This window comes from Pseudonocardia sp. HH130630-07, from assembly GCF_001698125.1.
In the GTDB taxonomy this organism is placed as follows: Bacteria; Actinomycetota; Actinomycetes; order Mycobacteriales; family Pseudonocardiaceae; genus Pseudonocardia.
In genome coordinates, this window is sequence record NZ_CP013854.1 from 4,152,888 (window position 1) to 4,178,131 (window position 25,244).

19 protein-coding genes are annotated in these 25,244 nt (G+C 75.1%); 9 read left to right on the top strand and 10 right to left on the bottom strand.

Annotated elements, in window-relative coordinates; translation table 11 throughout:
• Positions 1–34: 34 nt before the first annotated feature.
• Complete coding sequence (locus AFB00_RS36330) at positions 35–556, bottom strand: IS5 family transposase (RefSeq protein WP_442965860.1); 522 nt, start codon at positions 554–556, stop codon at positions 35–37.
• Positions 480–878, bottom strand: a complete 399-nt coding sequence (locus AFB00_RS36335; RefSeq protein WP_442965816.1) for a transposase — start codon at positions 876–878, stop codon at positions 480–482. Before AFB00_RS36335 ends, AFB00_RS36330 begins: the two co-directional genes overlap by 77 nt.
• Between AFB00_RS36335 and AFB00_RS34990 the strand changes: the two genes are divergently transcribed.
• The 6 genes from AFB00_RS34990 to AFB00_RS19685 all read left to right on the top strand — a co-directional run bounded on the left by AFB00_RS34990 (position 811) and on the right by AFB00_RS19685 (position 13,339).
• Complete coding sequence (locus tag AFB00_RS34990) at positions 811–1,665, top strand: single-stranded DNA-binding protein (protein ID WP_156819642.1); 855 nt, start codon at positions 811–813, stop codon at positions 1,663–1,665. The genes AFB00_RS36335 and AFB00_RS34990 overlap by 68 nt on opposite strands.
• A gap of 25 nt (positions 1,666–1,690) precedes the next feature.
• Positions 1,691–3,367 carry an energy-dependent translational throttle protein EttA gene (ettA, locus tag AFB00_RS19665; protein WP_068798441.1) on the top strand — a complete coding sequence of 559 codons (1,677 nt, stop codon included), beginning with the start codon at positions 1,691–1,693 and terminating at the stop codon, positions 3,365–3,367.
• A gap of 98 nt (positions 3,368–3,465) precedes the next feature.
• A complete protein-coding gene (locus AFB00_RS19670) occupies positions 3,466–7,338 on the top strand; it encodes a hypothetical protein (protein ID WP_068798442.1) in 3,873 nt (1,290 codons plus the stop codon).
• A gap of 109 nt (positions 7,339–7,447) precedes the next feature.
• Positions 7,448–12,253: an NAD-glutamate dehydrogenase gene (locus tag AFB00_RS19675; RefSeq protein WP_083275675.1), complete on the top strand. Its 4,806-nt coding sequence runs from the start codon at positions 7,448–7,450 to the stop codon at positions 12,251–12,253.
• A 10-nt stretch (positions 12,254–12,263) separates the two neighbouring features.
• Positions 12,264–12,689 (top strand): acyl-CoA thioesterase, encoded by a 426-nt coding sequence (locus AFB00_RS19680; RefSeq protein WP_068798443.1) that lies wholly within the window; start codon positions 12,264–12,266, stop codon positions 12,687–12,689.
• Positions 12,686–13,339: a hypothetical protein gene (locus AFB00_RS19685; protein ID WP_068798444.1), complete on the top strand. Its 654-nt coding sequence runs from the start codon at positions 12,686–12,688 to the stop codon at positions 13,337–13,339. Before AFB00_RS19680 ends, AFB00_RS19685 begins: the two co-directional genes overlap by 4 nt.
• A gap of 6 nt (positions 13,340–13,345) precedes the next feature.
• Here AFB00_RS19685 and AFB00_RS19690 read toward each other — a convergent pair whose 3' ends face one another.
• From AFB00_RS19690 to AFB00_RS19710, 5 genes are all read right to left on the bottom strand, one after another.
• Complete coding sequence (locus AFB00_RS19690; RefSeq protein ID WP_068798445.1) at positions 13,346–16,810, bottom strand: YncE family protein; 3,465 nt, start codon at positions 16,808–16,810, stop codon at positions 13,346–13,348.
• Positions 16,811–16,846: 36 nt separating this feature from the next.
• Entirely contained in the window at positions 16,847–18,163 is a 1,317-nt protein-coding gene (locus AFB00_RS19695) for a hypothetical protein (protein WP_068798446.1), read from the bottom strand.
• A 196-nt stretch (positions 18,164–18,359) separates the two neighbouring features.
• The gene (locus AFB00_RS19700; protein WP_068800472.1) at positions 18,360–18,743 is read right to left on the bottom strand and encodes a globin; all 384 of its coding nucleotides are present in this window, start codon (positions 18,741–18,743) and stop codon (positions 18,360–18,362) included.
• Between the two features lie 13 nt (positions 18,744–18,756).
• Positions 18,757–19,776 carry a mechanosensitive ion channel family protein gene (locus AFB00_RS19705; protein WP_156819644.1) on the bottom strand — a complete coding sequence of 340 codons (1,020 nt, stop codon included), beginning with the start codon at positions 19,774–19,776 and terminating at the stop codon, positions 18,757–18,759.
• A gap of 15 nt (positions 19,777–19,791) precedes the next feature.
• Positions 19,792–20,445: a pyridoxamine 5'-phosphate oxidase family protein gene (locus AFB00_RS19710; RefSeq protein WP_068798447.1), complete on the bottom strand. Its 654-nt coding sequence runs from the start codon at positions 20,443–20,445 to the stop codon at positions 19,792–19,794.
• A gap of 65 nt (positions 20,446–20,510) precedes the next feature.
• On the opposite strand from AFB00_RS19710, the gene AFB00_RS19715 reads away from it, so the two are divergent.
• Together AFB00_RS19715 and AFB00_RS19720 are read left to right on the top strand one after the other, a co-directional pair.
• Complete coding sequence (locus tag AFB00_RS19715) at positions 20,511–21,848, top strand: aminotransferase-like domain-containing protein (protein ID WP_068798448.1); 1,338 nt, start codon at positions 20,511–20,513, stop codon at positions 21,846–21,848.
• Positions 21,849–21,876: 28 nt separating this feature from the next.
• Complete coding sequence (locus AFB00_RS19720) at positions 21,877–22,956, top strand: D-alanine--D-alanine ligase family protein (protein WP_068798449.1); 1,080 nt, start codon at positions 21,877–21,879, stop codon at positions 22,954–22,956.
• A gap of 6 nt (positions 22,957–22,962) precedes the next feature.
• Here AFB00_RS19720 and AFB00_RS19725 read toward each other — a convergent pair whose 3' ends face one another.
• On the bottom strand, positions 22,963–23,472 hold the full coding sequence (locus tag AFB00_RS19725) for a DUF3515 domain-containing protein (RefSeq protein ID WP_068798450.1): 510 nt from the start codon (positions 23,470–23,472) through the stop codon (positions 22,963–22,965).
• A 31-nt stretch (positions 23,473–23,503) separates the two neighbouring features.
• Entirely contained in the window at positions 23,504–23,740 is a 237-nt protein-coding gene (locus AFB00_RS19730; RefSeq protein ID WP_068798451.1) for an Lrp/AsnC family transcriptional regulator, read from the bottom strand.
• Positions 23,741–23,901: 161 nt separating this feature from the next.
• On the opposite strand from AFB00_RS19730, the gene AFB00_RS19735 reads away from it, so the two are divergent.
• Positions 23,902–24,825: a thiamine-phosphate kinase gene (locus AFB00_RS19735; protein ID WP_068800474.1), complete on the top strand. Its 924-nt coding sequence runs from the start codon at positions 23,902–23,904 to the stop codon at positions 24,823–24,825.
• Positions 24,826–24,863: 38 nt separating this feature from the next.
• Here the strand turns inward: AFB00_RS19735 and AFB00_RS33420 are convergent, their stop codons facing one another.
• Positions 24,864–25,007, bottom strand: a complete 144-nt coding sequence (locus AFB00_RS33420) for a hypothetical protein (RefSeq protein ID WP_156819645.1) — start codon at positions 25,005–25,007, stop codon at positions 24,864–24,866.
• Between the last annotated feature and the right edge of the window lie 237 nt (positions 25,008–25,244).

Genomic DNA, 25,244 nt, shown 5'->3' on the forward strand with positions numbered 1-25,244 from the left:
GCTCACAACGGAGCGGCAGAGAAGCCGGGACGGTTCAGGGTGTGTCTCCCAATGCGCGGAGCCAGGTGACGATTGCCTTCAGGACGGCGCCGCCGCGGAAGGTCAGGGCGAGCTTGTCGTAACGGGTGGCCAGCCCGCGCCACTGCTTGACGTGGCAGAACCCGCACTCGACGACGTTGCGGTTTCGGTAGTCGACCGGATCGAATGCGGGCGGTCGGCCACCGCGTGAGCCCCGTCGTTTGCGGTGTCCCTGCTGGTCAGAGGGCTCCGGAATGACAGCGATGATCCGGCGCTCGCGCAGGTGCCGGCGGATCGCGCGTGAGGAGTAGGCCTTGTCCGCGCGCACGCGTTCGGGCCGGGTCCGGGGTCGTCCCGGGCCCGGTCGGGCGATGCTCAGGTGCGCCATCAGGTGCGGAAACATTGGCGAGTCGCCGCCCTGGCCGGGGCCGAGGAGGACCACCAGCGGGCGGCCGTGCCCGTCAACGAGCTGGTGGATCTTCGTCGACAGCCCTCCGCGGGACCGTCCCAGCGCGTGATCTGCTGGTTCGGCGAGCAGATTCGTGTAGTTCGATCCGGCCCCCTGTGTCGCGCTTGAGGGTCGCGGCGTGCTGGTGGGCACGGATGATCGTGGAGTCCACGCTGACCGCCCACCCGAGCACCTCGGCGGCGTCGGCCTCGACCAGAAGAGCAGCCAGGATGTGGTCCCAGGTGCCGTCGCCGCTGTAGCGGCGGTGCCGCTTCCACAACGTCTGCCACGGCCCGAACTCGGCTGGGACGTCGCGCCAGGGAAGCCCGCACCGATACCGGTAGATGATCCCCTCGAGCACCCGGCGGTCATCGCGGAACGGGCGCCCGCGACGACCCTCGGAGGAGGGCAACAGCGGCGCCAGACGGGCCCACTGGACATCAGTCAGGACAGCGGTACGCGGCACCGATCAAGCATCGCGCACCCCGGTCCGCCTATCTGGGAGACACGCCCTAGCAGAGGGGACCGTCTGGTCGCGCCGGCTGGGCGTGGTCGAGTGGCCGTTGTCCACAAGTACCGGACTTGTCCACAGGGTCTCGGAAAGGTCGGCACTCCGACCGTGGCAACGGGATGCTCGAAGGGACCGACATCGCGTCCATGCCCCGGAGGGTCCCGTGAGCACCAACCAGATCACCGTCGTCGGCAACCTGACCCGCAGGCCGCAGCTCCGCCACACCCCGGGTGGTCGGGCCGTGGTCGACCTGACGGTCGCCGAGAACTATCGGCGGCGCGACGAGAACAGCGGCGAGTGGCACGACGTCGCCAAGACCTACTACACCGTGACGTGCTGGCGGAAGCTGGCCGAGCACGCTGCGCAGACCTTGGACAAGGGGCATCCGGTGATCGTCGTCGGCCGCATGTTCGTCGAGGAGTGGGTCGATCGCGACGGCGTGATGCGCAAGACGCCGAGGATCGATCCGATCAGCGTCGGGCCGGACCTGCGGTACTCGGCGGTGCTGATTCCGCCCCGGCCGTCGAACGGCACCGACCGCGAGGTCGACGTGATCTCGCAGCGGGTGCACGACTGGGAGGTCCCGGCGGAGCCGCCGGAGGGCGCGGAGGAGCCGCCGGAGCCGGACGTTGCGATGGCCGGCAGTGCTCCGCGGGACGGCGCGATCGCACCGGCTTCCGATGGCTGACCGACGCCGAACTACCATCGTCGTCGTGGCGGACCTGATTTACACGATGCGGAACGTGCGCAAGGCGCACGGCGACAAGGTCATCCTGGAGAACGCGTCGATCAGCTTCCTGCCGGGGGCGAAGATCGGCGTCGTCGGCCCGAACGGGGCCGGGAAGTCGACCGTCCTGAAGATCATGGCCGGGCTGGAGAACGCGAACAACGGTGACGCGTTCCTCAAGCCCGGGGCGACGGTCGGCATCCTCCAGCAGGAGCCTCCCCTCAACGAGGAGAAGACGGTCCTCGGGAACGTCGAGGAGGGCCTGGGCGACGTCAAGGTCAAGCTCGATCGGTACAACGCCATCGCCGAGGAGATGGCCACGAACTACACCGACGAGCTGATGGAGGAGATGGGCAAGCTCCAGGAGGAGTTGGACCACGCTGACGCGTGGGAGCTCGACTCCCAGCTGGAGCAGGCGATGGACGCGCTCCGTTGCCCGCCCGGGGACGCCGAGGTCACCAACCTGTCCGGTGGTGAGCGCCGCCGGGTGGCGTTGTGCAAGCTGCTGCTGTCCCAGCCGGACCTGTTGCTGCTCGACGAGCCGACGAACCACCTCGACGCCGAGAGCGTGTTGTGGCTCGAGCAGTTCCTCGCCAAGTACCCCGGCGCCGTCCTCGCCGTCACTCACGACCGGTACTTCCTCGACAACGTCGCCGGTTGGATCCTCGAGCTGGACCGGGGCCGGACCTTCCCCTACGAGGGCAACTACTCCACCTACCTGGAGAAGAAGGCCGGGCGGCTCGCCGTCCAGGGCAAGAAGGACGCGAAGCTCCAGAAGCGCCTCAAGGAGGAGCTGGCCTGGGTCCGCTCCAACCCGAAGGCCCGCCAGGCGAAGAGCCGGTCCCGGCTGGACCGCTACGACGAGATGGCGGCCGAGGCAGAGCGGCACCGCAAGCTCGACTTCGAGGAGATCCAGATCCCGCCGGGCCCGCGTATGGGCAACCAGGTCGTGGAGGTCTCGCACCTCGACAAGGGGTTCGACGGCCGCCAGCTGATCAAGGACCTGTCCTTCACGTTGCCGCGTAACGGGATCGTCGGCGTGATCGGGCCGAACGGCGTCGGTAAGACCACCCTCTTCAAGACGATCGTCGGGCTGGAGCAGGCGGACTCGGGCGAGGTCAAGGTCGGGGAGACGGTCAAGCTCTCCTACGTCGACCAGAACCGGGGTGGGATCGACCCGTCGAAGACCGTCTTCGAGGTCGTCTCCGACGGGCTGGACTTCATCCAGGTCGGCAACGTCGAGATGCCGTCGCGTGCCTACGTCGCGGCGTTCGGTTTCAAGGGGCCCGACCAGCAGAAGCCGGCGGGTGTGCTGTCCGGTGGCGAGCGCAACCGGCTGAACCTCGCGTTGACGTTGAAGCTGGGTGGCAACCTGTTGCTGCTCGACGAGCCGACGAACGACCTGGACGTCGAGACGCTCGGGTCGCTGGAGAACGCGCTCGAGCAGTTCCCGGGCTGCGCCGTGGTCATCTCCCACGACCGCTGGTTCCTGGACCGGACGTGCACCCACATCCTGGCGTGGGAGGGGACCGACGAGAACCCCGCCGCCTGGTTCTGGTTCGAGGGCAACTTCGAGGCGTACGAGAAGAACAAGGTCGAGCGGCTCGGCGCGGAGGCGGCGCGACCCCACCGGGTCACGCACCGTAAGCTCACCCGCGACTGAGCACCACTCCGCCGGGCCGTCCCCAGCCGGTCCGATCTGAGAGCGCGGACGCGACGACGAGGCACGGGCGACCGGCCGGTGGTGCCACGGGAGGCGATGTGACGTCCGACCTGGATCATCGTGCCGGGAGTGCGACGACGGCCGAACTGCGGACGGCGGCGGCGCTGCGGTGGCAGCGCCCGCCGCTGGTCTCCGAGTTGGCCGGGCACGCCTGTGCCCGCGCCGCCGCCGACGGTGACGATCTTCTCTGGGGCCAGGCCGCCGGGTGGCTCGTCGACGGGCACGCGGCCGGTGGCGACGCGCGTGACGTCGCTGCGACGATCCTCGGCGGGGTCACCGGGGCCGAGCGTGCGGACGGCGGCTTTCCCGCGGTACCCGGGCGGTCGCCCGGTGCGGTGCTGCTCCTGAGCCCGGCGGCGGCCCGGCTGCGCGTCGAACTCGCCGCGGTCGCCCAGGCGGACGGTGAGGTCGAGACGGCCCGGGCGCTCGTCTCGGGGCTGCCGGACGATGGTCCCGGTGAGGAACCGGGGCTCCTGCGTCTCGACCGGCTCGCCGTCGAGGTCCGCTGTGCGCTCGCCGACGCGAACGGCGGCGATCTCGAGCGGCTGCGGGTCGAGATCGAGGAATGCGGCTCGGGTTTCGGTGGCGAGGCCTCGGCGCTGGCTGACCTCGTGGTGGGATCCGTGCACCGGGCCCGGCGCGACCACGAACTCGCCGTCGAGAGCGCGCTGCGCGGGCTCGCCCGGCTCGGGTGGACACCGGAGCGTCCGGAAGCCCGTCCACTGGCTGCACATCTCGCTGCGGCTCTGCTCAGCCAGTGGATCACCGCGCTGCTCGACGGCGGGCGATCGGCGACCGAGGCGGTCCGGTCGGCGTCGGTCCAGGAGGAGTTCACCGATGCGGGCCGTCAGGGTGTGCTGCTCCGCCTCACCCTCGCCCGCGCCGGAGCGGGGACCGCGGAGCATGCCGCCCGCGCACTGACCGAGGCCGCAGCCGGAGCCGACAACGCGGGCGTACCGGCGCTGGTCGCGGCGTGCCGGACCGCGCAGTCCGAGCTGCACGAGGCCGCCGGCCGGTATCGCGAGGCACTACAGGCGATGCGCGCAGCCACCACCGCCGACCAGCTCGACCGTGCCCGCGGACGACGCTTCCGGCACGCAGTCGCGGCGATCCTCCCGGCGCTCGTGGCCGGGAACGGAGCCCGTCCGCGGTTGCTCGGCGGGCGGAACGGGTCGACCGTCGTGGACGGCGCCGACGATCCACACATCGGGCGGACCGTGACCGGCTCCGGCCGGATCGAGGCCGGCCCGGCCGATCGTGCCGCCGCGGCCGATCGAGCCGCCGGGGCCGACAGGAGAACCGGCGCTGCCGGGACCGACGGACACCGTGCGCCGCCGGTCGAACGGAGTGCCGTCGACCGGTCGACCGGCACGGCCGGACGTTCCGCTTCCGTGGCCGGCCCGGAGGACCCCGGAACCGGTGTGGCCGACGTTGACGCAACCAACGGACTTCCGGAGCGATTTCCTGCCGAGCCGGAGCCCCGTACGGCCGAACCGGAGTCCGGCACGACCACACGGGCGGAGGGTACGGCCGCGGCGGCGTCGGGTACCGCCGCGCACGGGTCGAGCAGGGCTGCGTCGGAGCCGGGTGCGGCTGCGCCGGTGAACGGCGTGACCGAGGAGGCGGCGGTGACCGCGCGGGCGGAGGGCACCGGCGCCGGGGCGCGGGGTCTCCTCGACCGGTGGACGCCGGGTCGCCCGGGCCGGGACGCCGCCGCATCGGACCGGGACGGCGTTTCCGGTCGTCCCTCCGCCGGGCGCGGCGGAGAGGCGTCGGACGGCTCCACGTCCATCGATCGCGCCGCGGCCGGATCATCGGCGTCCGGTGGCGCGGCCGGCCTCATCGACCCGGCGGATCCGCTGGGGGTCTCCGGCCTGTCTGCGGCGGACGAGGAAGCGTCGGCGTCCCACGCCGGGACGGCGGGCCGGACAACGCTGCCTGCGGACGGGGACTCCCCGGTCTGGGACGCGCTGCTGGCCGAGCTGCGTGCTCCCCGGTCGTCCGGCTCCCGGCACGGCCGCAACGGTGCCGCTGCCGCACACGATCACCGGGGCCGCAACGGTGCGACCGAACCGGGACGCGCCGGGGATCGTCGGCACGGTGCCGAGGACCGCGCCGCGCCGGGTACCCGTGACGATGTCCGGGCAGACGCGTCGGGGGCGGCCGACCGGGCCGGTGAGCCGGATCGGGTGCCGGGAGCCGACCGGACTGGCAGCGCCGACCGAACCGGCAACGCCGCCCGGATCGACCGGGCTGACCGGACCGACCGGGTCGGCGATGCCGACCTCGACCCCGCCGGCGGTACGGGTGGGTTCCGCGTCCTCCGGAGCGGGGCCGACACCCCCCGGCGTCGTCGCGATGCGGCCGGCGACCGTCCGGTGCTCCGGCCGGTCGACTCGTCCACCGACCGGACGGCCTCCGCCGACGACTCCGCGGAGCGCGCGATCGTCGTCGACGTCGTGGACGCGTCCGGGGAAGCGGGGGCCGATGTCGCAGGGGTGCTCGAGGAGATCGCCGAGCGCTCCCGGCGGCTCGTGCCGCCGTCGGGCACCACGGTCGTCGACGGCGGCACGGTGCGGATCACCCTCTCCGACGCGGACCGGGTCACCGTCCTGCTCTGGTCGCGGTCGCTCGCCGCGCACCTGGCCGAGCGGGTCCGGCGTGGTGGGCTCGCGGCCGACGTCGTACTGCGGCTGCGCACCACCGGCCCGGCCGGTCCGGAGGGCGAGGAGATCCTCAGGCCGCTGACCGGCCCGGACGTGGTCGCACCGGCGACACCGGCCGTGTCGGCCACGCCGAGCCCGGCCGGTACTGCGGCCGGGGCCGGGCGTGGCACGTCCGGTCACCCGGGGGACGCGAACGGAACCGGCGAGCGAAGCCGTCCGGACGACGCCGGCCCGACCGTGCACGCGGCCGACGAGCCGCCCCGCGGCGACGAGGCCCGCGACCGGAACGGGAACGATCGGTACGCGGACGACCGGTACGCGGACGACCGGTACGCGGACGACCGGCACGCGGACGACCGGCACGCAGACGACAGGCACCCGGACGACGATGCCGACGAGGAGGACGGGACCGCGACCGGCGAGGCGGTGCGGGCCGCGGGGCCGGCGATGTCGTCGGGGGTCCCGGTCACCGCACTCGACGACGTCCGGCCGGGGCGGCGGCGCGCCGCGGAGGGTGCGGCTGCGCCGCTGCTGGCGGGCGGGCTGAGCATCCGGCCCGGAAGCGGGGGGCGCCGCCGGTCCGACGCCGCCGACCGGCCGCAGGACGGCGGTACGGACCGGCAGCTGGCGGACGCCGTGCGCGCCCACCTGGACCTGCCCGACGCCGGGACCTGGGCCGACTCCGATGCCGCGGCCCGGCGCGGGCAACCCGTTGCGTGGTCGACGGTCGACGAGACGGCCGGCCCCGCCGAGCTGCCCAAGCGCAACGGCCGCGGCGGGCGTACCGGTCCCGCCGGGCCCGGCGACGGTGCCGCCGTGGGATCGGTCCGCGACCTCTGGACGGTCCGGGCGTCCCGCGACGTGCCGGACCCGGTGGACGACGCACCCCGCACCGGTGCTCCGCCGGTGGACGACGCCGCACGGCGCCGTCCACCGGGGGAGCCGGCGACGGACCGGGCCGCGCCCGGCGGTACCGGCTCGCCGGGCCGCGAGGGCACGACCGCGGCGGGCGCCGAGGGTTCCGGAGCGGCCGCAGCCGACGCGGATCGGCGCGGCGGGCCGGCGGGAACCGGTTCCGGCGACCGTCGCGCCGCGAACGGAAACCATTCAGAAGACGACCGGCCGAATCCGGCACCGCCGTCCGACGACGCACAGCGCACGCCCACCGATCCGGCGGCCATCCCGGCGGACATGGGAATCGCCGATCTCCTGGCCGGTGCGCTGGCCGCGTACCGCGAGATCTGACCCCGGCCTGCACGAACGGCCCCTCGATGCTGCCCCGATGACGGTCCGGGATGTCGGTGCCGCGGGATAGGGTGGGCTACGTCAGCACAGACGCAGGCCGAGGTGGGGCGTGGACAGCGGTACAGGTGGCACGACGGGTACGAACACCGAGATCGAGTCACCGGCGGGAGGTGGTCCACGGCCCGGCGGCACGGAAGCGGCGGAGCTCGTCCGTCTCTACACGCGCAACACGCCACAGGCCGAGAGCAACGGCGGTCCCGCGTTGCCCGGCCCGGCGTCGGTGGTCGATGCGCATCTCGCGCTGGCGGCGCAGCGTGACCCCGGTCGTGCGGCCGTCGCCGTGGTGCCGGGAGCGGGCGGATCGGCGTCGGTGGACATCGTCACCGACGACATGCGCTACCTCGTCGAATCGGTACTGGCCGGGGTCGGCCGGGCCGGTGGCACGGTCCGCCGGGTCGTGCACCCGATCGTCGTCGTCCGGCGCAGCGAGGACGGGTCGCTGCTCGGGGTCGACCCGGCGGCCGATCCGAGCGCGCCGGGGGAGGCCCAGGCCGAGTCCTGGATGCACCTCGACGTCGCCGGCCAGTCGGACCCGGAGGCCCTGCGCGCCGAGCTGGAACGCACGCTCGCCGACGTGCGGCAGGTCGTCGACGACTCGGCCGCGATGACCCTGCGCGCCCGCGCGCTGGCCGACGACCTCGGCGGGGCCGCGGCCGCGACCTCCCCCGAGGACGACGAGATCCTCCCGAGCGAGGTCGCCGACCTGCTCCGCTGGCTCGTCGACGAGCACTTCGTCTTCGTCGGCTACCGGCACTACGCCCGCCGCGACGGCCGGCTGCAGCCCGACACCGCGACCGGTCTCGGCGTGCTCCGGCCGGACGACGCCGGAGCGGGCCTGTTCCTGCCCGGCGAGGACGATCCCGGCGCCGCGGAGCCGTCCGGGCCGCTGCTGATCACCCGGGCCAGCGAGCGCAGCCGGGTGCTGCGCGCCGTGCACCCGTACTACGTGGGTGTCCGCACCCGCGACGCCGACGGCACCGTCACCGGGGAGCACCGCTTCCTGGGCATGCTGACCGTGCCCGCCCGGCACGAGTCGGTCCTCGACATCCCGGTCGTGTCCCGCCGGATCCGCGGCGCGATCCGCGGGGCCGGTTTCCCGGCGGACTCCTACTCCGGCCAGCAGATGCTCGAGGTCTTCTCGGTGCTGCCGCGGGCGGAGCTGTTCGCCTCCTCCGAGCGGCGCCTGCAGGAGACCGGCGTCGGCGTCCTGGAGGCGAGCGGGCGCCGGGCGGTGCGCCTGTTCGTGCACCCGGACCCGTACCGGCGGTTCCTGTCCTGCCTGGTCTACCTGCCGCGGGACCGCTACACGACCGACACCCGGCTGCGCGTCACCGAGATCCTGCGGTCGCGGCTCGACGGCACCGACACCACCTACACCGCCCAGGTCGGTGACGCCGAGCTGGCGATGCTGCACCTGACCATCGCCACCGACCCGGCCGCGGAGCCCGTCTCCTACGACCTGCCCGCGCTGCAGGACGAGGTGGCCAGGGCCACCCGTTCCTGGAACGACCTGCTCGTCGCCGCGCTCGGTGCCACCGGGCCGTCCGCCCGGCCGCTGCTCGACGGGGTCCCGGAGTCCTACAAGGCGGGCGTCGAACCGCACCGCGCCGTCGAGGACCTGCGCCGGCTGCTGGCGCTCGACGCCGAGCACCCGTTCGACCTGCGGCTCTACCGCAGCGCCGCGGACGACATCCGGTTCGCGCTCTACCTGGACGACTCGCCGGTCACCCTGACCGACGTGCTGCCGCTGCTGCAGCAGCTCGACGTCGACGTCGTCGACGAGCGTCCCTACGAGTTCGTCCGGCCCGACGGCCGCCGCTGCTGGCTCTACGACTTCGGCGTCTGCGCCCCCAAGCCGGCCGGTGCGCCCGCGGTGCCCACCGTCACGGTGGAGGACGCGGGGGCCCGCTTCGAGGCGGCGTTCGCCGCGGCCTGGCGGGGCGACGCCGAGTCCGACCGGTTCTCCGCGCTCGTGCTGCGTGCCGGACTGCACTGGCGCGAGGCGGCGATCCTGCGCGCCTACAGCCGCTACACCCGTCAGCTGGGCGGGTTGTTCACCCACCAGTACACGGCGAACGTCCTGGTCGCGCACCCGCAGGTCGCGCAGGCGCTGGTCACGCTCTTCCGGGCGCGGTTCGACCCGTCGACCGCGGACGCCACCGAGCGCGAGGCCGCGCACCAGCGTGCGCTGGACAACGTGACCGCCCTCATCGACCAGGTGAACGGGCTGGACGCGGACCGGATCCTGCGCCGGCTGCTCGCCGTGATCGAGGCGACGCTGCGCACGAACTGGTTCCGGGACCGGCCGTTCTTCTCGTTCAAGCTCGACCCGGCGGCGGTGCCGGACATGCCGGCCCCGCGGCCCCGGTTCGAGATCTACGTCTACTCCCCGCGGGTCGAGGGCGTGCACCTGCGGTTCGGCCCGGTCGCCCGTGGCGGTCTGCGGTTCTCCGACCGGCAGCAGGACTACCGCACCGAGATCCTCGGGCTGGTGAAGGCGCAGGCGGTGAAGAACGCCGTCATCGTGCCGGTCGGTGCGAAGGGCGGGTTCATCGTGCGTCGCTCCGCGCCCGGCGCCGAGCACGTCCGGGAGTGCTACCGGACCTTCATCTCGGGCCTGCTCGACGTCACCGACAACCTGCTGACCCACCCGGACGGCAGCACCGAGACGCTCCCGCCGCCGGACGTCGTCCGGCACGACGGGGACGACTCCTACCTCGTCGTCGCCGCGGACAAGGGCACCGCGACGTTCTCCGACCTCGCGAACTCCGTCGCCGGCGAGTACGGGTTCTGGCTGGGCGACGCGTTCGCCTCCGGCGGCTCCGTCGGCTACGACCACAAGGCGATGGGCATCACCGCCCGCGGTGCCTGGGAGTCGGTGAAACGGCACTTCCGCGAGCTCGACCTCGACACGCAGAGCCAGGAGTTCACCGTCGTCGGTGTCGGCGACATGTCCGGTGACGTGTTCGGCAACGGGATGCTCCTGTCCGAGCACATCCGGCTGGTCGCCGCGTTCGACCACCGGCACGTGTTCGTCGACCCGGCACCGGACGCCGCGACCTCGTTCGCCGAGCGGCGGCGCCTGTTCGAGCTGCCCCGCTCGACCTGGGAGAGCTACGACACCTCGCTGATCAGCGCCGGTGGTGGGGTGTGGCCGCGGACGGCGAAGTCGGTGCCGATCGGCCCGGAGATCCGCGCCGCGCTCGGCCTGGCCGACGACGTCACCGCGATGTCCCCGCCGGAGCTGATCCACGCGATCCTGCTCGCGCCGGCCGACCTGCTGTGGAACGGCGGCATCGGCACCTACGTCAAGGCCTCCACCGAGACCCACCTCGACGTCGGCGACAAGGCGAACGACGCGATCCGGGTCGACGGCCGGGACCTGCGGGTCCGGGTGGTCGGTGAGGGCGGCAACCTCGGCCTCACCCAGCGCGGCCGGATCGAGTTCGCCCGCTCCGGCGGCCGGGACGGCGAGCCCGGCCGGGTCAACACCGACGCCATCGACAACTCGGCCGGTGTCGACTGCTCCGACCACGAGGTCAACATCAAGATCCTGCTCGACCGCATCGTCGCGGAGGGCGCGCTGGACCGGCCGGAGCGCAACGAGCTGCTGGCGTCGATGACCGACGACGTCGCGGGCCTCGTGCTCGCCCACAACGTCGTCCAGAACGACGTGCTCGGTGTCGCCAGGGCACACGCCGGGGCGATGGTCGCCGTGCATGGCCGGATGGTGGCCGATCTGGCCGGGCGGACCGGTCTGGACCGTCACCTGGAGGTCCTGCCGAGCCGCAGCGGGTTCGAGGAGCTGGCCGCGTCCGGGCAGGGGCTCACCGGGCCCGAGCTGGCGACGCTGCTCGCGCACACCAAGCTCGACCTGACCCACCGCCTGCTGCAGACCGACCTGACCGAGCGCCCGGCGTTCGCGCCGACGCTGCCGGAGTACTTCCCGGTGCCGCTGCGCGAGCGCTTCGACCGCGCGATCCGCAACCACCCGCTGCGCCGGGAGATCATCGGGACCAAGCTGGTCAACGAGATGGTCGACGGCGCGGGCCTGAGCTACGCGTTCCGGCTCGCCGAGGAGAACGCCGCCGCTCCGGACGACGTGGTGCGCGCCTACGCGGTCACCACCCGGGTGTTCGACCTGCCCGCGCTGTGGGCTGCGGTGCGGGCCGCGGACATCCCGGTCGCCGTCGCCGACTCCGTCGTGCTGGAGTCGCGCCGGCTGCTCGACCGCGTGTCGCGGTGGTTCCTGACCAACCGGCCCCAGCCCCTCGCCGTCGGCGCCGAGATCAACCGGTTCGCGGCTCCGATCGCGGAGCTGCGGGACCGGCTGCCGGAGCTGCTGCAGGGCCGCGAGCTCACCGCCGTCCAGGAGCGTGCGGACGACCTGCGGTCCTCCGGGGTCCCCGAGGACCTGGTCGACATGGTCGCCCGCTCGCTCTACACGTTCGGCCTGCTCGACGTCGTCGAGCTCGTGGAACTGTCCGACCGGGAGAAGGAGCCGCGGCCGGCGGCCGAGGTGGCGCAGCTGTACTACGCGCTGTCCGAGCACCTCGGTGTCGACGAGGCGCTCACCGCGGTGAGCCGGCTGGACCGGGGTGACCGCTGGCACGCGCTGGCCCGCCTCGCCCTGCGCGACGACATGTACGGGTCGCTGCGGTCGATCACCCTCGACGCGCTCCGCGAGACCCCGCCCGGGACCGGCGTGAACGACGCGATCACGGCCTGGGAGCAGGCGAACTCCTCGAAGCTGGCCCGGGCCAGGGCCTCGCTGGAGGAGATCGGGGGTTCGGCGGCGCTGGACCTCGCCACCCTGTCGGTGATCTCGCGCCAGCTGCGCGGGCTCGCCCGCTAGCGGAGGACCCGTGCCCGCCTTCGTCACCCCCGTCCCGCTGCGGTGGACCGACCAGGACGCCTACCGCCACGTCAACCACGCGCGCATCGTCACCCTGATCGAGGAGGCGCGCGTCGCGCTGGCGTTCACCGCTGCGGGGGCGGAGGGGCTGGGCGGGTTCGCGTCCGGTCTGCTCGTCGTCGGCCTGCACGTCGACTACCTGCGGCAGCTCCGGTGGCGCCCGGAGCCGCTGCGGGTGTCGATCACCGTGCGGGAGCTGCGGGCGGCGTCGTTCACCCTGGACTACCGCCTGCACGACGGTCCGGACGCCGCGGCCCCGGTGGCGGTGACCGCATGGACGAGAATGGCCCTCTACGACCTCGAGGGGCAACGCGTGCGACGACTCACCGACGGAGAGCGTGACTTCCTGAAGCGGCACCTGGAGCCGGTGTCGTGACCCTGCGGCTGGCCGACCCGACCGAGCGGGACGACCTGGGCGCGTTCACCGCCCGGGTCGTGCGGCTCGACCAGTCGGCGGCGATCCACCTCACCGCCGGCGGTGGACGGGTGACGGCGTGGGCCCGCACCCCGTTCGACGTGCTCGCCACCCGTTCCGTGGCCGGCACCCTGGACGGTGCGACGTCGGTGACCGCGCAGGCGTCGTCGTTGCTGACCGCGCTGGCCGTGGAGCGCTCCGCGGCGGTCGACACCGGCCCACCGGCACCGTGGCTCGACGAGCTGCCGCCGTCGGAGGGCTGGACCCGGGTGGACGAGGTACCCGCCGGCGAGCTGGACGGGCTCGCCGAGCGCGGGCTGGTGCTCGCCCGGGAGCACGCCGGCCCGATGGGCCCTCCGGCGTCCCTGCTCGACCAGACGGTGCTGACGGTCTCCCCGCCGGAGGCCGGGCGCCCGGTCCCGGTGCCGATGCGGGTGCTGTTCGCGATGTCCGGGATGGGGTTCCTCGGCTCGGGCCCGACCGGCGGCACGGACCGTGACGCACCCCGGGTGCGGGTGTCCGCGTCCGGTTCCTGGACCCGGCTCGACGCCCGGTACGGCGCGGTCGTGCGCCGCCGGGTGCTGTCGTTGCCGTTGACGGTCTCCGGCTGACCGGCCTCAGGCGAGGTCGAGGACGCTGACCTCGCCGTTGCCGGTGATCCAGCCGGTGCGGCCGTCGGCGGACACGGTGACGGCGGTCGGGTCGACGGCGACGTCGGCCGTCCCGGTCTCCCGCCAGGTGCCGGTGTCGACTACCTGCAGCCCCTGGTCGGACACGACGTAGAGGTGCCGGCCGTCGCCGGCGAACGCCAGCCCGGTGGGGCCGCCCGCGGCGTCGAACCGGCTGATCTCGCGGCCGTCGACCGGGTTCAGCACGGTGACGGTGTCCGACTCCGGGCCGCCGACCGCGACCAGCGGCTCGGGTGCGGACGCCCGCGTCGTCGCGACCGCCCCCGCCTCGCCGCCGATCGGGAAGGTGCCCAGCACGGTGAGGCTGTTCGGATCCAGCACGGTCAGCTCGTTCGACCCGCCGACGGCGAGGAACAGCCGGTCCGCGGCGTCGTCCGCGACGATCGCGTCCGGGGTGCCGGAGACCGGTGCCGACCGGGTCACGACGCCCGCGTAGGGATCGACCTCCGCCACGGCGCCGTCGGCGCGCGAAGGCACGTAGAGGAACCGGCCGTCGGCCGACGGCACGGCGCCGGCGGGGTCGGCGGCGACCGGCACGGTGTTCAGCACGGTCCCGCCGGGCACGTCGACCACGGCGATCTGCCCGCCCTCGGGCCCGGCCATGCCGACGAACGCGCGGGCGCCGTCCGGCGACGTGGTCACCGTCTGCGGGGCGGCCGGGAGCGGGATCTCGCCGGTGACGGCGTCACCGGCCGGGTCGAGGACCAGCAGCCGGTTCGCGTCCTGCACCGCCACCAGCGCCGAGCCGCCGGGGGTCGCCGCGACGGCGACCGGGGCGGCACCGGCCGGGATCGTCCCCCGGACCTGGGGCCGGGGGTCACTCGCGCCGACGGGCAGCGCCGCCGCGCGCGGTCCGAGACCGGGCTCCGCGGCACCGACCGCGGCGGGTGCGGGCTCCGCACCGCCGTTCTGCGGGGTGGGCGACAGCATCGCCCACAGCGTCAGGCCGCCGAGCAGCAGGATCGCCAGACCGATCGCCAGACCGGCCGGGGACACCCCGCGCCTGCCGTTGCGGGGCGCCGCGGACATGATCGCCTCGCGTCGCGGGGAGATCGGCTTCGACTCCGGGGTCACCGGCTGGGGGCCGGTCTCGGAGACCGTGCCGTCCTTGCCAGTGGCGGCACGCTTCGCCGCGACCGAGACCGCGCCCAGCGACGCCGCGGCCGCGGCCTGGGGGACCGCAGCATCGGCGTCGGCCTGGTCCGGCCCGCCGGCCCGACCGGCTGCCGCGCCGGGTACCGGGTGCTCCCCGGTCGGGCGGAGCGCCGCGGTCTCGGCGGTCCGGTCCCGGCCGACCGTCGGCCCCGGGCCCGGTTGCTGCGGCGAGCGGGGACGGCCGTCGGCGTCGAGGGCCGGCATCGTCTCGGTCGATCCGGCCGCGGAGGCCGCACCGCCGGGCGCGGCGCGGCGCGGCGCCTGCCGGGGCGCCGGGGCGTGCTGCGTGCCCTCCGGACCGCCGTCGGCCCGGTGGTCGGCCGGTCCGCGCGACGGGCGGTCGGTCCCCGGGTCGGCGCGCCGGTCGGCCGGGACGTCCGCGCCCGGGAGCGGTGTGGATCCGGTCCGCCCGTCGCGGGCCGGGACGGCCGCGGTCCGCGACTCCGGGCCGGTGCCGGCGTCGTACGCCGGGAGGGCACCGGTGTGCTGCCCGGCCGCGCCCCGTCCGTCGCGAGGAGGGACCGCGCCCGTCCGGCCGTCACCGGCCGGGAACGCACCGGTCCGTGACCCGGTGCGGCCGTCGGGCGCCGGGAACGCACCCGTCTGCGGCCCGGTTGCGGTGCGGCCGTCGCGCGCCGCGAACGTGCCGGTCTGCGGTCCGGTGGTGGTGCGCCCGTCGGTCGCGGCGAACGTGCCGGTGCGGGTGTCCCGGGCCACGAACCTGCCGGTGCCGTGGTCGTCGGCGTCCGGGGCGGCGTGCGGGCCGGACCCCGGCGCGTCACGGTCGGGGGCGGTCCGGCCCCCGTTGCGGTCCGCCCGGGATCCGGTGCGCCCTGCGGGGCCGTCACCGTGGACCGGCAGCGCACCGGTGTGCGGTGCGGAGGAGGTGCGGCCGTTCGGTGCCGGGGCCGAGCCGGGTCCGGGCCGGGGCCCGTCGAGGGACGGGTAGCGCTCCTCCCGCGTGGTCTCGGCCGGGGTGGCGTCGTCCTGCGGGGTCCGTGCCACGCCGCGGACGGGCTCGTCGGAGTCCCGGCCGGGCAGCCGGCCGAAACCACCGCCGGCGATCTCCCCGCCCTGGGTCGCGAACAGGTCGTTCCCGGACATCGCGGTCATCGCCGGTCCCGGGGACACGGCGTCCTCGGCGGCCGGGCGGTCGGTGCGGTCGGTCCCGGTGCGGTCGGCTACGGAGCGGTCCGCACCGGACGGGCCGGACCGGCGGCCCGGCATCGTCGGCCGCGGCCCGGTGGCCGGGCCGGGTGCCGGGTCGGCCGGCCGGGACGACTCGGACGGGGCGCTCGGGTAGTGCCCGATGAGCGCACCCGGCGGGAGGATGTCGGTCTCCGGGCCGTCCGGGGCGGGACGGCTGCTGCGCGGCGGCCACTGCTTGGACCGGGTCGCCGAGGCCGGCTGCGTCGCCGTGGCCGGCGCGGCGGTGTCGGTCGCGGGCACCGCGGGCGTCGCGGCGGTCGCCTCGTCGAGCGGCCGGGGCGTCGGGGAGATCGGCGGCACCACGGTCGGCGCCGGTGCCGTCACCGGGACGCCGTCGGTGCCGGTGCGAACTCCGCCCATCCGCGGGCGCCCACCGGCCGGGGTGGCCGGCGGCTGATCGGCCACCGGCTGCGGTCCGTCGGGGTCGCCTGCACGCACGGACGCCGCCGGAGCCGGGGGATCCGACGGATCCGGCGCGAACGACGGCGGCGGGGCGAACCGGTCCGCGGGCATGTGCAGCGGATCCTCGTCCGGTAGCGGCCCGACCCCGAGCGGGTCGTCGCCCAGGTCACCGAGGTCGGCGTAGGACCCGTCGCCGGGGCCGAAGCCGCTCGTCGCCGGCTCGCCGGTGGCGGCGGGGGTGCCGGACTCCTCCGGCGCCTCCTCGGCCGCGGGCGCCGGACGTGCACCGGGGCCGCCACGGGTCACGAGATCGGTGAACCCGGTACGACCCGGCTCCGGACCGGGACCGGGGGTGACCCGCCCGGTGCGCGGTGCGGGCCGGCGCGGCGCGGCGGCGGGCGGCTCCGCGGCCGGGGGCTCGGGAGCGGGGGTCCGGTCGCCCGGGTCCCGTTCCGTGGCGGGGTCCGCCGCCGTGGCCGGACCGGAACCGGACCCCGACTGCATCACCAGGTCGACCAGCGACCCGGGGACCACGGGGACACGGCCGGTCCGGATCGCCTCGCCGAGGCCGTCCGGAGCCGGTTCCGCTGCGTCGTCGCGCCCCGGCTGACCGGGTGCCGACGTCATGCGTTCTGTGACAGTCGGGTGCACATAACGATCTGATTATCGCGAGCGGCGCCCGGGCCCCGGACCCCGGGTCGGTCCCCGGTGCGCCCGAGAGGTCCCACCTGCGCCGTCCGTCCTGGTCCGGGTGCTGTCGCGGCCCGAACCGAGATCGCCGAACGGGAGGACCCCGATCGAGGTGAGGGAGATCGGCGGGATCTGCCCGATCGTGGTGCTGTCGAGGTCGTCGTCACGCACCGTGGTCGGGCGGCGGCCCGGGCCGAGGAGCAGCGTCCCGGTCGTGGTGTCCGGATCGTCGTCGGCGGGGGAGTCGCCGGACGGGGACTCGTCGGCCGTGGCCCGGTGATCGTCGTCCTCGGGGGCCGCGCCGGCCTCCGGGTCCTCGGACGGGCCGACGTCGTCGGAGGATCCGGCGGAGCCGGGGAGCAGTTCGGGCCCGTCCGGCAGCGGGGCGCCGAAGAGTGCGTCGTCGAGCGTCGCGGAGACCGGCTCGCGGTCCAGCTCGGCCGAGAGGGTCTCCTGGACCCGGCCCAGCTCCCCGCGGACCTCGTCGCGCAGGGCCGCGAGGCGCTGCACGTCCCTGGCGACCTCGGCGCGCGCCTCGCCGGCGTCGCGCTCCGCGTCCCGCACGGCGTCCGCGGCCTCGTCCCGGGCGCCGGCGATGATCGCGACGGCCTCCACGCGGGCGGCATCGAGGATGCCGTCGGCCTCGCCGCGGGCGGAGCCGATCCGCTCCTCCACGATCCGCTCGCGGTCGGCGAGCGCGCGCTCGCGGGCCTCGGCGGCCTCCTCGCGCTCGTCGAGGGAGGCGCTGCGCGAGGTGAACTCCCGGTCGAGGGTGGCCGCCCGGCCGAGCAGCGCCTCCTCGGTACGGGACCGCCGCTCCTCGGCCTCGTCCCTGGCCCGCGCCATGATGTCGTCGGCGTCGGCCGTGGCCCGCTCCACCAGTTCGGCGGCCTCGGTCTCAGCGGCCTGCAGGACACGCTCGACCCGGCGGCCGAAGCCGGCCTCGTCGACGCGCCGCTCGGCCGCGGCGGCGCCGGCCTCGACCTGCTCCTGCAACCGGCGGGCCTGGGCCCGGGCCGCGCCGAGCGCCTGCTCGGCGGCGTCGGCCCGGCGGATCTCGTCGTGGATGCGGTGGTCGAGATCGGCCAGCCGCGCGTCGACCTGACCGCGGTCGTAGCCGCGCAGCACGACGGCGAACCAGGCGCCGTCCCCCGGGCCGCCCTGACCGCCCTGCTCCGCGGCCTCCTGCTCGGCGGCGCGGTGCGAGTGCCGGGTCGACGCGTACGTCGGCTCGGGACGCGGTGCGCCGGACAGACCGGGCAGCCCGGACGGGCCGGTCGGCGACGGCATTGCGCTCACGGTGAACCCCCAGACGGGTGACTACAGGCCGCCCGACCTACCGGGGCGACGATGCGTTCAACGAGTCCGGACGCGTTCGGTCACGATCACGGCGGAGCGACCTCCGATTGAGGCCGAATACCACCCGTTCGGCCGCCGAATGGCACACAGTACACACACGGAGCGTCGCCGGTGCAACACCGGAGGTTCATAATTCGGCGTTCTGCATGCTGAGCGCCGCGTACTGCATGTAGTTCCACAGTTGCTCGCGGTGCTCGGGGGAGAGGTTCTCCGAGTCGACGGCGATCTGCATGCAGCGCAGCCACGCGTCGCGTTCGATCGGGCCGATCCGGAACGGGACGTGCCGCATCCGCAGCCGGGGGTGCCCGCGCTGCTCGGAGTAGGTGCGGGGGCCGCCCCAGTACTGCTCGAGGAACATCCGGAGCCGGTCCTCGGCCGGGCCGAGGTCCTCCTCGGGGTACAGCGGGCGCAGCACGTCGTCCTGCGCCACTTCCTCGTAGAACCGGTGGACGATCCGGTGGAAGACCGGAGCGCCGCCCACCTCGGCGTAGAAGTTCTGCGGTGCACTCACCCGCCCCATGGTGTCAGCCCTGGGTCTTCGCCCGCGCGTCCAGGTGTGCGCCGGGGAACAGCATCGGCCGGGGGACGCCGTGGTCGTCGAACGCGTCGGTGATGGCGCCGTTGAGCGCCCGCTGGACCGCCCACTGCCGCCCGGGGTTGACCCGCACGGTGATCCGCAGGGTGACGCCCTCCGGGCCGATCCGCTCCACGCCCAGCACCTCGGGAGCCTCCAGGACGTCGTCGGCGATGTCGTCCTGGGCGACCCGCTCGCCCGCGGTCGTCCCGGCGAGCTCGGTCGCCTCCTCGACGTCGGCGCTGTGCGCGACCGGGAGATCGACGACGGCCACCGCGTAGCCCTGGCTCTTGTTGCCGACCCGCAGGATCTCGCCGTTGCGGACGTACCAGACGGTGCCCTGGATGTCGCGGACCGTGGTGATCCGCAGTCCCACCGCCTCGACGGTGCCGTTGGCCTCGCCGAGATCGACGATGTCGCCGACGCCGTACTGGTCCTCGAGCAGCATGAACATGCCGGACAGGAAGTCGCGCACCAGGTTCTGCGCGCCGAACCCGATGGCGAGGCCGAGCACCCCGGCGCCGGCGAGCAGCGGGCCGAGCGGGTAGCCCAGCTCGTTCATCACCATCATCACCGCGACCAGGAGCACCACCGCGGAGACGAACGAGCGGAGCACCGATCCGATGGTGCGGGCGCGTTGCACCCGTCGCTGGGCGCCCGGCGCGTCCCCGGGGCGGACGGCGTCGGTGCGGCGCAGCCGGCGGGCCCGGCCGAGCAGCGCCGAGAACCGGTGGTGGGTGGCGCCCTCCACCATCCGCAGGATCGCCCGGTGCGCCAGCCAGCGCACGAGGACGGCGATCAGCACGATGCCGGTGATCGCGATCGTCTTCGAGACGACGGTGTCCGCGTGCTGGGCCAGGAAGTCGTTGCTGGTCCAGCGGTACAGCGTGGCGCACCAGGATCCGGGGTCCTGAACGCAGTCGGGCATCAGGACCGGGACCTCGAACGGTGCCGGGGGGATGGGCGTCACCGGCCCGAGATTACGTCACCCTTCCCGGTGAACGCGGGACACCAGGTGATCCGGCACCGTGTGGTGTTCCGGCAGGTCGGGGCCCGGTTCCGGTTCCCCGAGGACGGTGGCGACCGGCACCACCCCGGCCCAGGCGAGATCGGCGGCGACGTCGGCGTCGTCGTCGGACGGCGGGCCGGACCGGCTCTTCACGCTGGCCTCGGTCAGGTCGAGGGCCAGCACCGCCGTGGCCGCCAGCTCCCTGCGGTCCGGCCGGCGGGCGTGGTCCCAGGCGCCCGGCGTGAGGTGCTCGACGATCGTGCGCAGCGCGTGCAGGCGCTCCCCGGCGTCGGTGACCCGGCGGGCGGTCCCGTGCACGACCGCGCTGCGGTAGTTCATCGAGAAGTGCATGACCGAGCGGGCGTGCACGATGCCGTCGAGGTGCGTGACCGTCACGCAGACCGGCAGCTCGGCGCCGGCGAGCCACCGGGCGCCGGTGGAGCCGTGCAGGTAGAGCTGCTCGCCGTCGCGCCCGTAGGCGGTCGGCAGTACGACCGGTGCGCCGTCGCGGACGAAGCCGACGTGGCAGGCCAGGCCCGCGTCGAGGACCGCGTGCAGGTCGGCGCGGTCGGTCGCGGCCCGGTCGGACTTGCGGCCGAGAGTGCTGCGGGTGGTGGGGGAGAGCGTCACGACCCCAGACTGGCCGGGAGAATGGCATCCTGGAACGGCCAATCGCTACCGAATCGAGAGTGCCGATGGAGCTGCCGCTGCCGATCGACCGCGCGTCGGGCGTCCCGCTCGCGGTCCAGCTGGCCGACGGGCTGCGCGGGGCGGCGGCCGCCGGGATACTGCGCCCGAGTGACCGGCTGCCCTCGACCCGCGGGCTCGGCGCGACGCTCGGCGTCAGCCGCACGGTGACGGCGGCCGCCTACGACCAGCTGCTGGCCGAGGGCTGGGTGCAGGGCCGGGTCGGGGCGGGCACCTACGTGACCGCGGTCCCGCCGGGCGCCGGGACCGCAGCGGGCGGACCGGTGCCCGGCCGGGCGGCCGGGACTGCACCCGGCACCGGGTACCCGCTCGATCCGGGGCGGCCGTGCGTGGCGGCGCTGGACCGCGCGATGTGGCGCCGGGCCTGGCGGGCCGCCGCGGAGCCGGAGCCGGAGGACCGGCCCCGTCCGGACGGGCTCGCCGCATTCCACTCCGCGGTCACCGAGCACCTGTTGCGCCACCGCGGCCTGGCCCCGGCCGACATGCTCAGCACGGCCGGGACGTCGGCCGCGGTGGCCGAGCTGGCCCGGCTGCTGCCGCCCGGGTCGACCGTCGCGGTCGAGGAGCCCGGGTACCGGCGGGCGGTGAGCGCGCTGCGTGCGGCGGGACTGCGGATCGCCCCCGTCCCGGTCGACGCGGACGGCCTGGTCGTGACGGAGCTCCCGATCGGCTGCGCGGCCGTCTACACGACACCGGCGCACCAGTTCCCGACCGCGGTGCGCACCGCGGCCGCCCGCCGGGTGGCGCTGGTCGAGCGGGCCCGGGACGAGGGCTTCCTGGTGATCGAGGACGACTACGACGGCGAGCTGCGCTACGACGTCGCCCCGCTGCCGCTGCTCGCCGCGCTGGCCCCGGAGCACGTCGTCCACCTCGGCACCGCCAGCAAGATCCTCAGCCCGACCCTGGGCGTCGGCTGGGCGGTCGGGCCGGCACCGCTGCTCGCGGCCTGGCGCGACCTGCGCTCGCGTACCGGGACCCGGCCGTCGCCCGCCGGGCAGCGGGTGTTCGCGGCGCTGGCCGCGCACGGGGACCTGACCCGGCACCTGCGCCGACTGCGTCGTGAGTTGCGCGAACGCCGGGAGCTGGTGCTCGCGGCGGCGGGCCGGGCCGGCTGGACGGTGCGCGGGGACCCGGCCGGGGCCCACCTCGTGCTGGAGGTGCCCGACGAGACCGCAGCGGTCGCCGCGGCGGCGCGGCGCGGGCTCGACGTCCGCGGGCTCGCCGGCTACCACGAGGGGGCGCCGCGGACGTCCGGCCTGGTACTCGGGTACGCGGCCGGCACGCGTGCGGAGCTGGCCGGGGCCCTGGACCGGCTCGTCGGGTGATCCGCGCCCGGGCCTACCCTCGGGACCCATGAGCTCCGACCGGGTCAGGGTCGCCGTCGTCTTCGGTGGCCGCAGTTCCGAGCACGCGATCTCGTGCGTCTCGGCGGGCAGCGTGCTGGCGCACCTGGACGCCGAGCGGTTCGAGGTGGTCCCGGTCGGCGTCGCCCGGGACGGCAGCTGGGTGGTGGGCCCGTCGGACCCGCAGCAGCTGGCGATCACCGACCGGCGGCTGCCGGAGATCGACGGCGCCGCGGAGCCGGTGGTGCTCCCGGCCGAGCCGGGCCGGGGCCTGCTGCGGCTGCCCGCCGACCGTCCGGGGGAGGTGCTGTCGGGGGTGGACGTCGTCTTCCCGCTGCTGCACGGTGCGTTCGGCGAGGACGGCACGATCCAGGGTCTGCTGGAGATGGCGGGCGTGCCCTACGTCGGCGCCGGGGTGCTGGCGTCGGCGGTCGGGATGGACAAGGAGTTCGCGAAGAAGCTGCTGCGGGCCGAGGGCCTCGACGTCGCCGACGGTGTCGTGCTGCGCCCGGGCACCGACATCGGGTTCGCCGACCGGGACCGGCTCGGGCTGCCGCTGTTCGTGAAGCCGGCGCGGGCCGGGTCCTCGATGGGCGTGACCCGGGTGACCGATCCCTCCGGTCTCGACGCCGCGATCGCCGCCGCCCGCGAGCACGACCCGAAGGTGCTGGTCGAGGCGGCCGTCCCGGGCCGCGAGGTGGAGTGCGCGGTGCTGGAGTTCCCGGACGGCAGCGTCCGCGCCAGCCTGCCCGCGGAGCTGCGCTACAACGGGGAGTTCTACGACTTCGAGTCCAAGTACCTCGACGTGTCGGAGCTGGACATCCCGGCCAAGCTCGACGACGAGGTCATCGACTCGCTGCGCTGGAAGGCGGTCACCGCGTTCCGCGCGCTGGACGTGCAGGGGCTCGCCCGGGTCGACTTCTTCGTGGCCGACGACGGCCGGATCACCGTCAACGAGGTCAACACGATGCCCGGGTTCACCCCCAGCTCGGCGTTCCCGAAGATGTGGGCGGTCACCGGCCTGGACTACGGCGAGCTGCTCACCACGATGGTGGAGACGGCGATCGCCCGCGGAACGGGCCTGCGCTGATCGCGCTCAGCGGACCCGCACCGGCTGCGGGCCGAGCGCGGCGCTGACGGCGTCGGCGACGGCCTGCAGCGGGGCGGACCCGGTCTCGACCGGTGCGGTCAGCTCCAGGTACACCCCGCGGTCGACGACGGCGTAGGTCGTCGCGAGCGCGTCCGGGGGCGAGGCGAGCGGCAGCCAGTTCACCCCGTTGACCACGACCAGCGGCGACGCCGGGCCCAGCTCGGCGGGCCGCCCGGTGCCGCAGCGCAGCACGACCGGCTCCGGTTCGGCGACCCAGGCCCGCGCCCCGGCGACGGCCGGGTCGAGTTCCCGCGGTTCCAGCGGGGCCGGATCGGCCGGGAGCTCCGCGGGCAGCGCGGCGAGGACGGCCGCGCACTCCGCCCCGGACGCCTGCGGGGCGGGGCGGTCGAGCAGTGCGAGCGGGCCGGTGTCCGGCCCGCTCGTGATCCGGGCGAACAGCCCGAACCCGGCCACGACGACCGCCAGTACCAGCGGCAGCGCGATCGCCACCAGCACCGGGGGCGACGGTCGTGACCCGGGCACCGGCTCAGCTCAGCTTGACGACGGGGCAGGTCAGCGTCCGGGTGATCCCGTTGACGTTCTGCACCCGGGCGACGACCAGCCGGCCGAGCTCGTCGACGTCGTCGGCCTCGGCGCGGACGATGACGTCGTACGGACCGGTGACGTCCTCGGCCGAGAGGACCCCCGGCAGCCCGCCGATCTCGGAGGCGACGGCGGCGGCCTTGCCGACCTCGGCCTGGACGAGGATGTAAGCCTGCACCACGGCGAGCCCCTTTCAACTGGATGCCGCCTCGGGTGGATCGTTGGCGGCAGGAATGTCGGACGCAGAACTTACCGGAGGTCGACCCCGTGACCCCATCCGCGAGCACACCCGAGGGCGGTTCAGAGGCGAGCGTCTCACTCCGGGAGGTGGGGGAGTTCGGGATGATCGGCCGGATCACCACGGACCGTGCCCAGCCGGACACGACCGTGCTGGGTCCCGGTGACGACTCCGCGATCGTCGCGGCCGCCGACGGGCGGGTCGTGGCCTGCACCGACGTCCTGGTCGAGGGGGTGCACTTCCGGCTGGACTGGTCCACCCCCGAGCAGATCGGCCGCAAGGCCGCCGCGGCGAACCTCGCCGACGTCGCCGCGATGGGGGCGGTGCCGACGTCGCTGCTGGTGGGACTGGCCTGCCCGTCGGCGACGCCGGCCGCGGCGCTGGAGCAGATCGCCGACGGGCTGTGGGCCGAGGCCTCGGCGGTGGGCGCCGGGCTGGTCGGGGGCGACCTGACGTCGGGGCCGGTGCTGGTGGTGTCGGTGACCGCGCTCGGGTCGCTGCAGGGCCGGGAGCCGGTGCTGCGCTCGGGGGCCCGGCCGGGGGACCGGGTCGCGGTGTGCGGGCGGCTGGGCTGGTCGGCGGCCGGTCTCGCGGTGCTCGGCCGCGGGTTCCGCTCGCCGGCGGCGCTGGTCAACGCGCACCGGCTGCCGGAGCCGCCGTACGCCGAGGGCCCGGCCGCCGCGCTGGCCGGTGCCACCGCCATGATCGACGTCTCGGACGGGCTGCTGGCCGACCTCGGGCACGTGGCGCGGGCCTCGACGGTGACGGTGCGGCTGCGGTCGCGGGCGTTCACCGTCGCGCCGCGGCTGGCCGAGATCGGCTCGGCGCTGGGCCTGGACCCGCTGCGCTGGATCCTCACCGGCGGCGAGGACCACGCGCTGGTCGCGACGTTCCCGGCGGAGACCGGGCCGCCCGGGGGATGGACCGAGGTCGGCGTCGTCGAGGCACCGGACGACGGAGGGCCCGCCGTCACGGTGGACGGCAGGCCCTACGACGGTGATGCGGGCTGGTCGCACTTCGCCGGGTGAGCCGGGTCCGGCCCGACGCCGGCTGCGTCAGCGCGGGATCAGCGCCGCCAGAAGAACACGACCCGCCGCAGCCGCTCGCGCATCCTCGGGTGACCGGGCACCGACCGCTGCGGGGTCGGGAACCGCCGGAACTCCGGGGGCGGCGTGGTGCTGTTCGCCGCCGGGAGGGTCGGCGGGTCCATGGCGACGAGCGTCTGCGGGAAGTGTCGCGACGAACCGGTCGACGGCGGGCGCGAGGGCCCGTACTTCTCCTCCACGGACGACCCATCGCTCCCGGTGGTCGCGCCGTTACGGGGGTCCGGCTGCACTCCGTCCTCCTCTTCCGGCCCGCGCGTCGCGGGCGTCCGGTGTCGATCGGGCCCGGCGGGTGACGGCAGCGCACCACGAGGTCGGCTGCCCACGCGCGGCGGGCGTGGTGC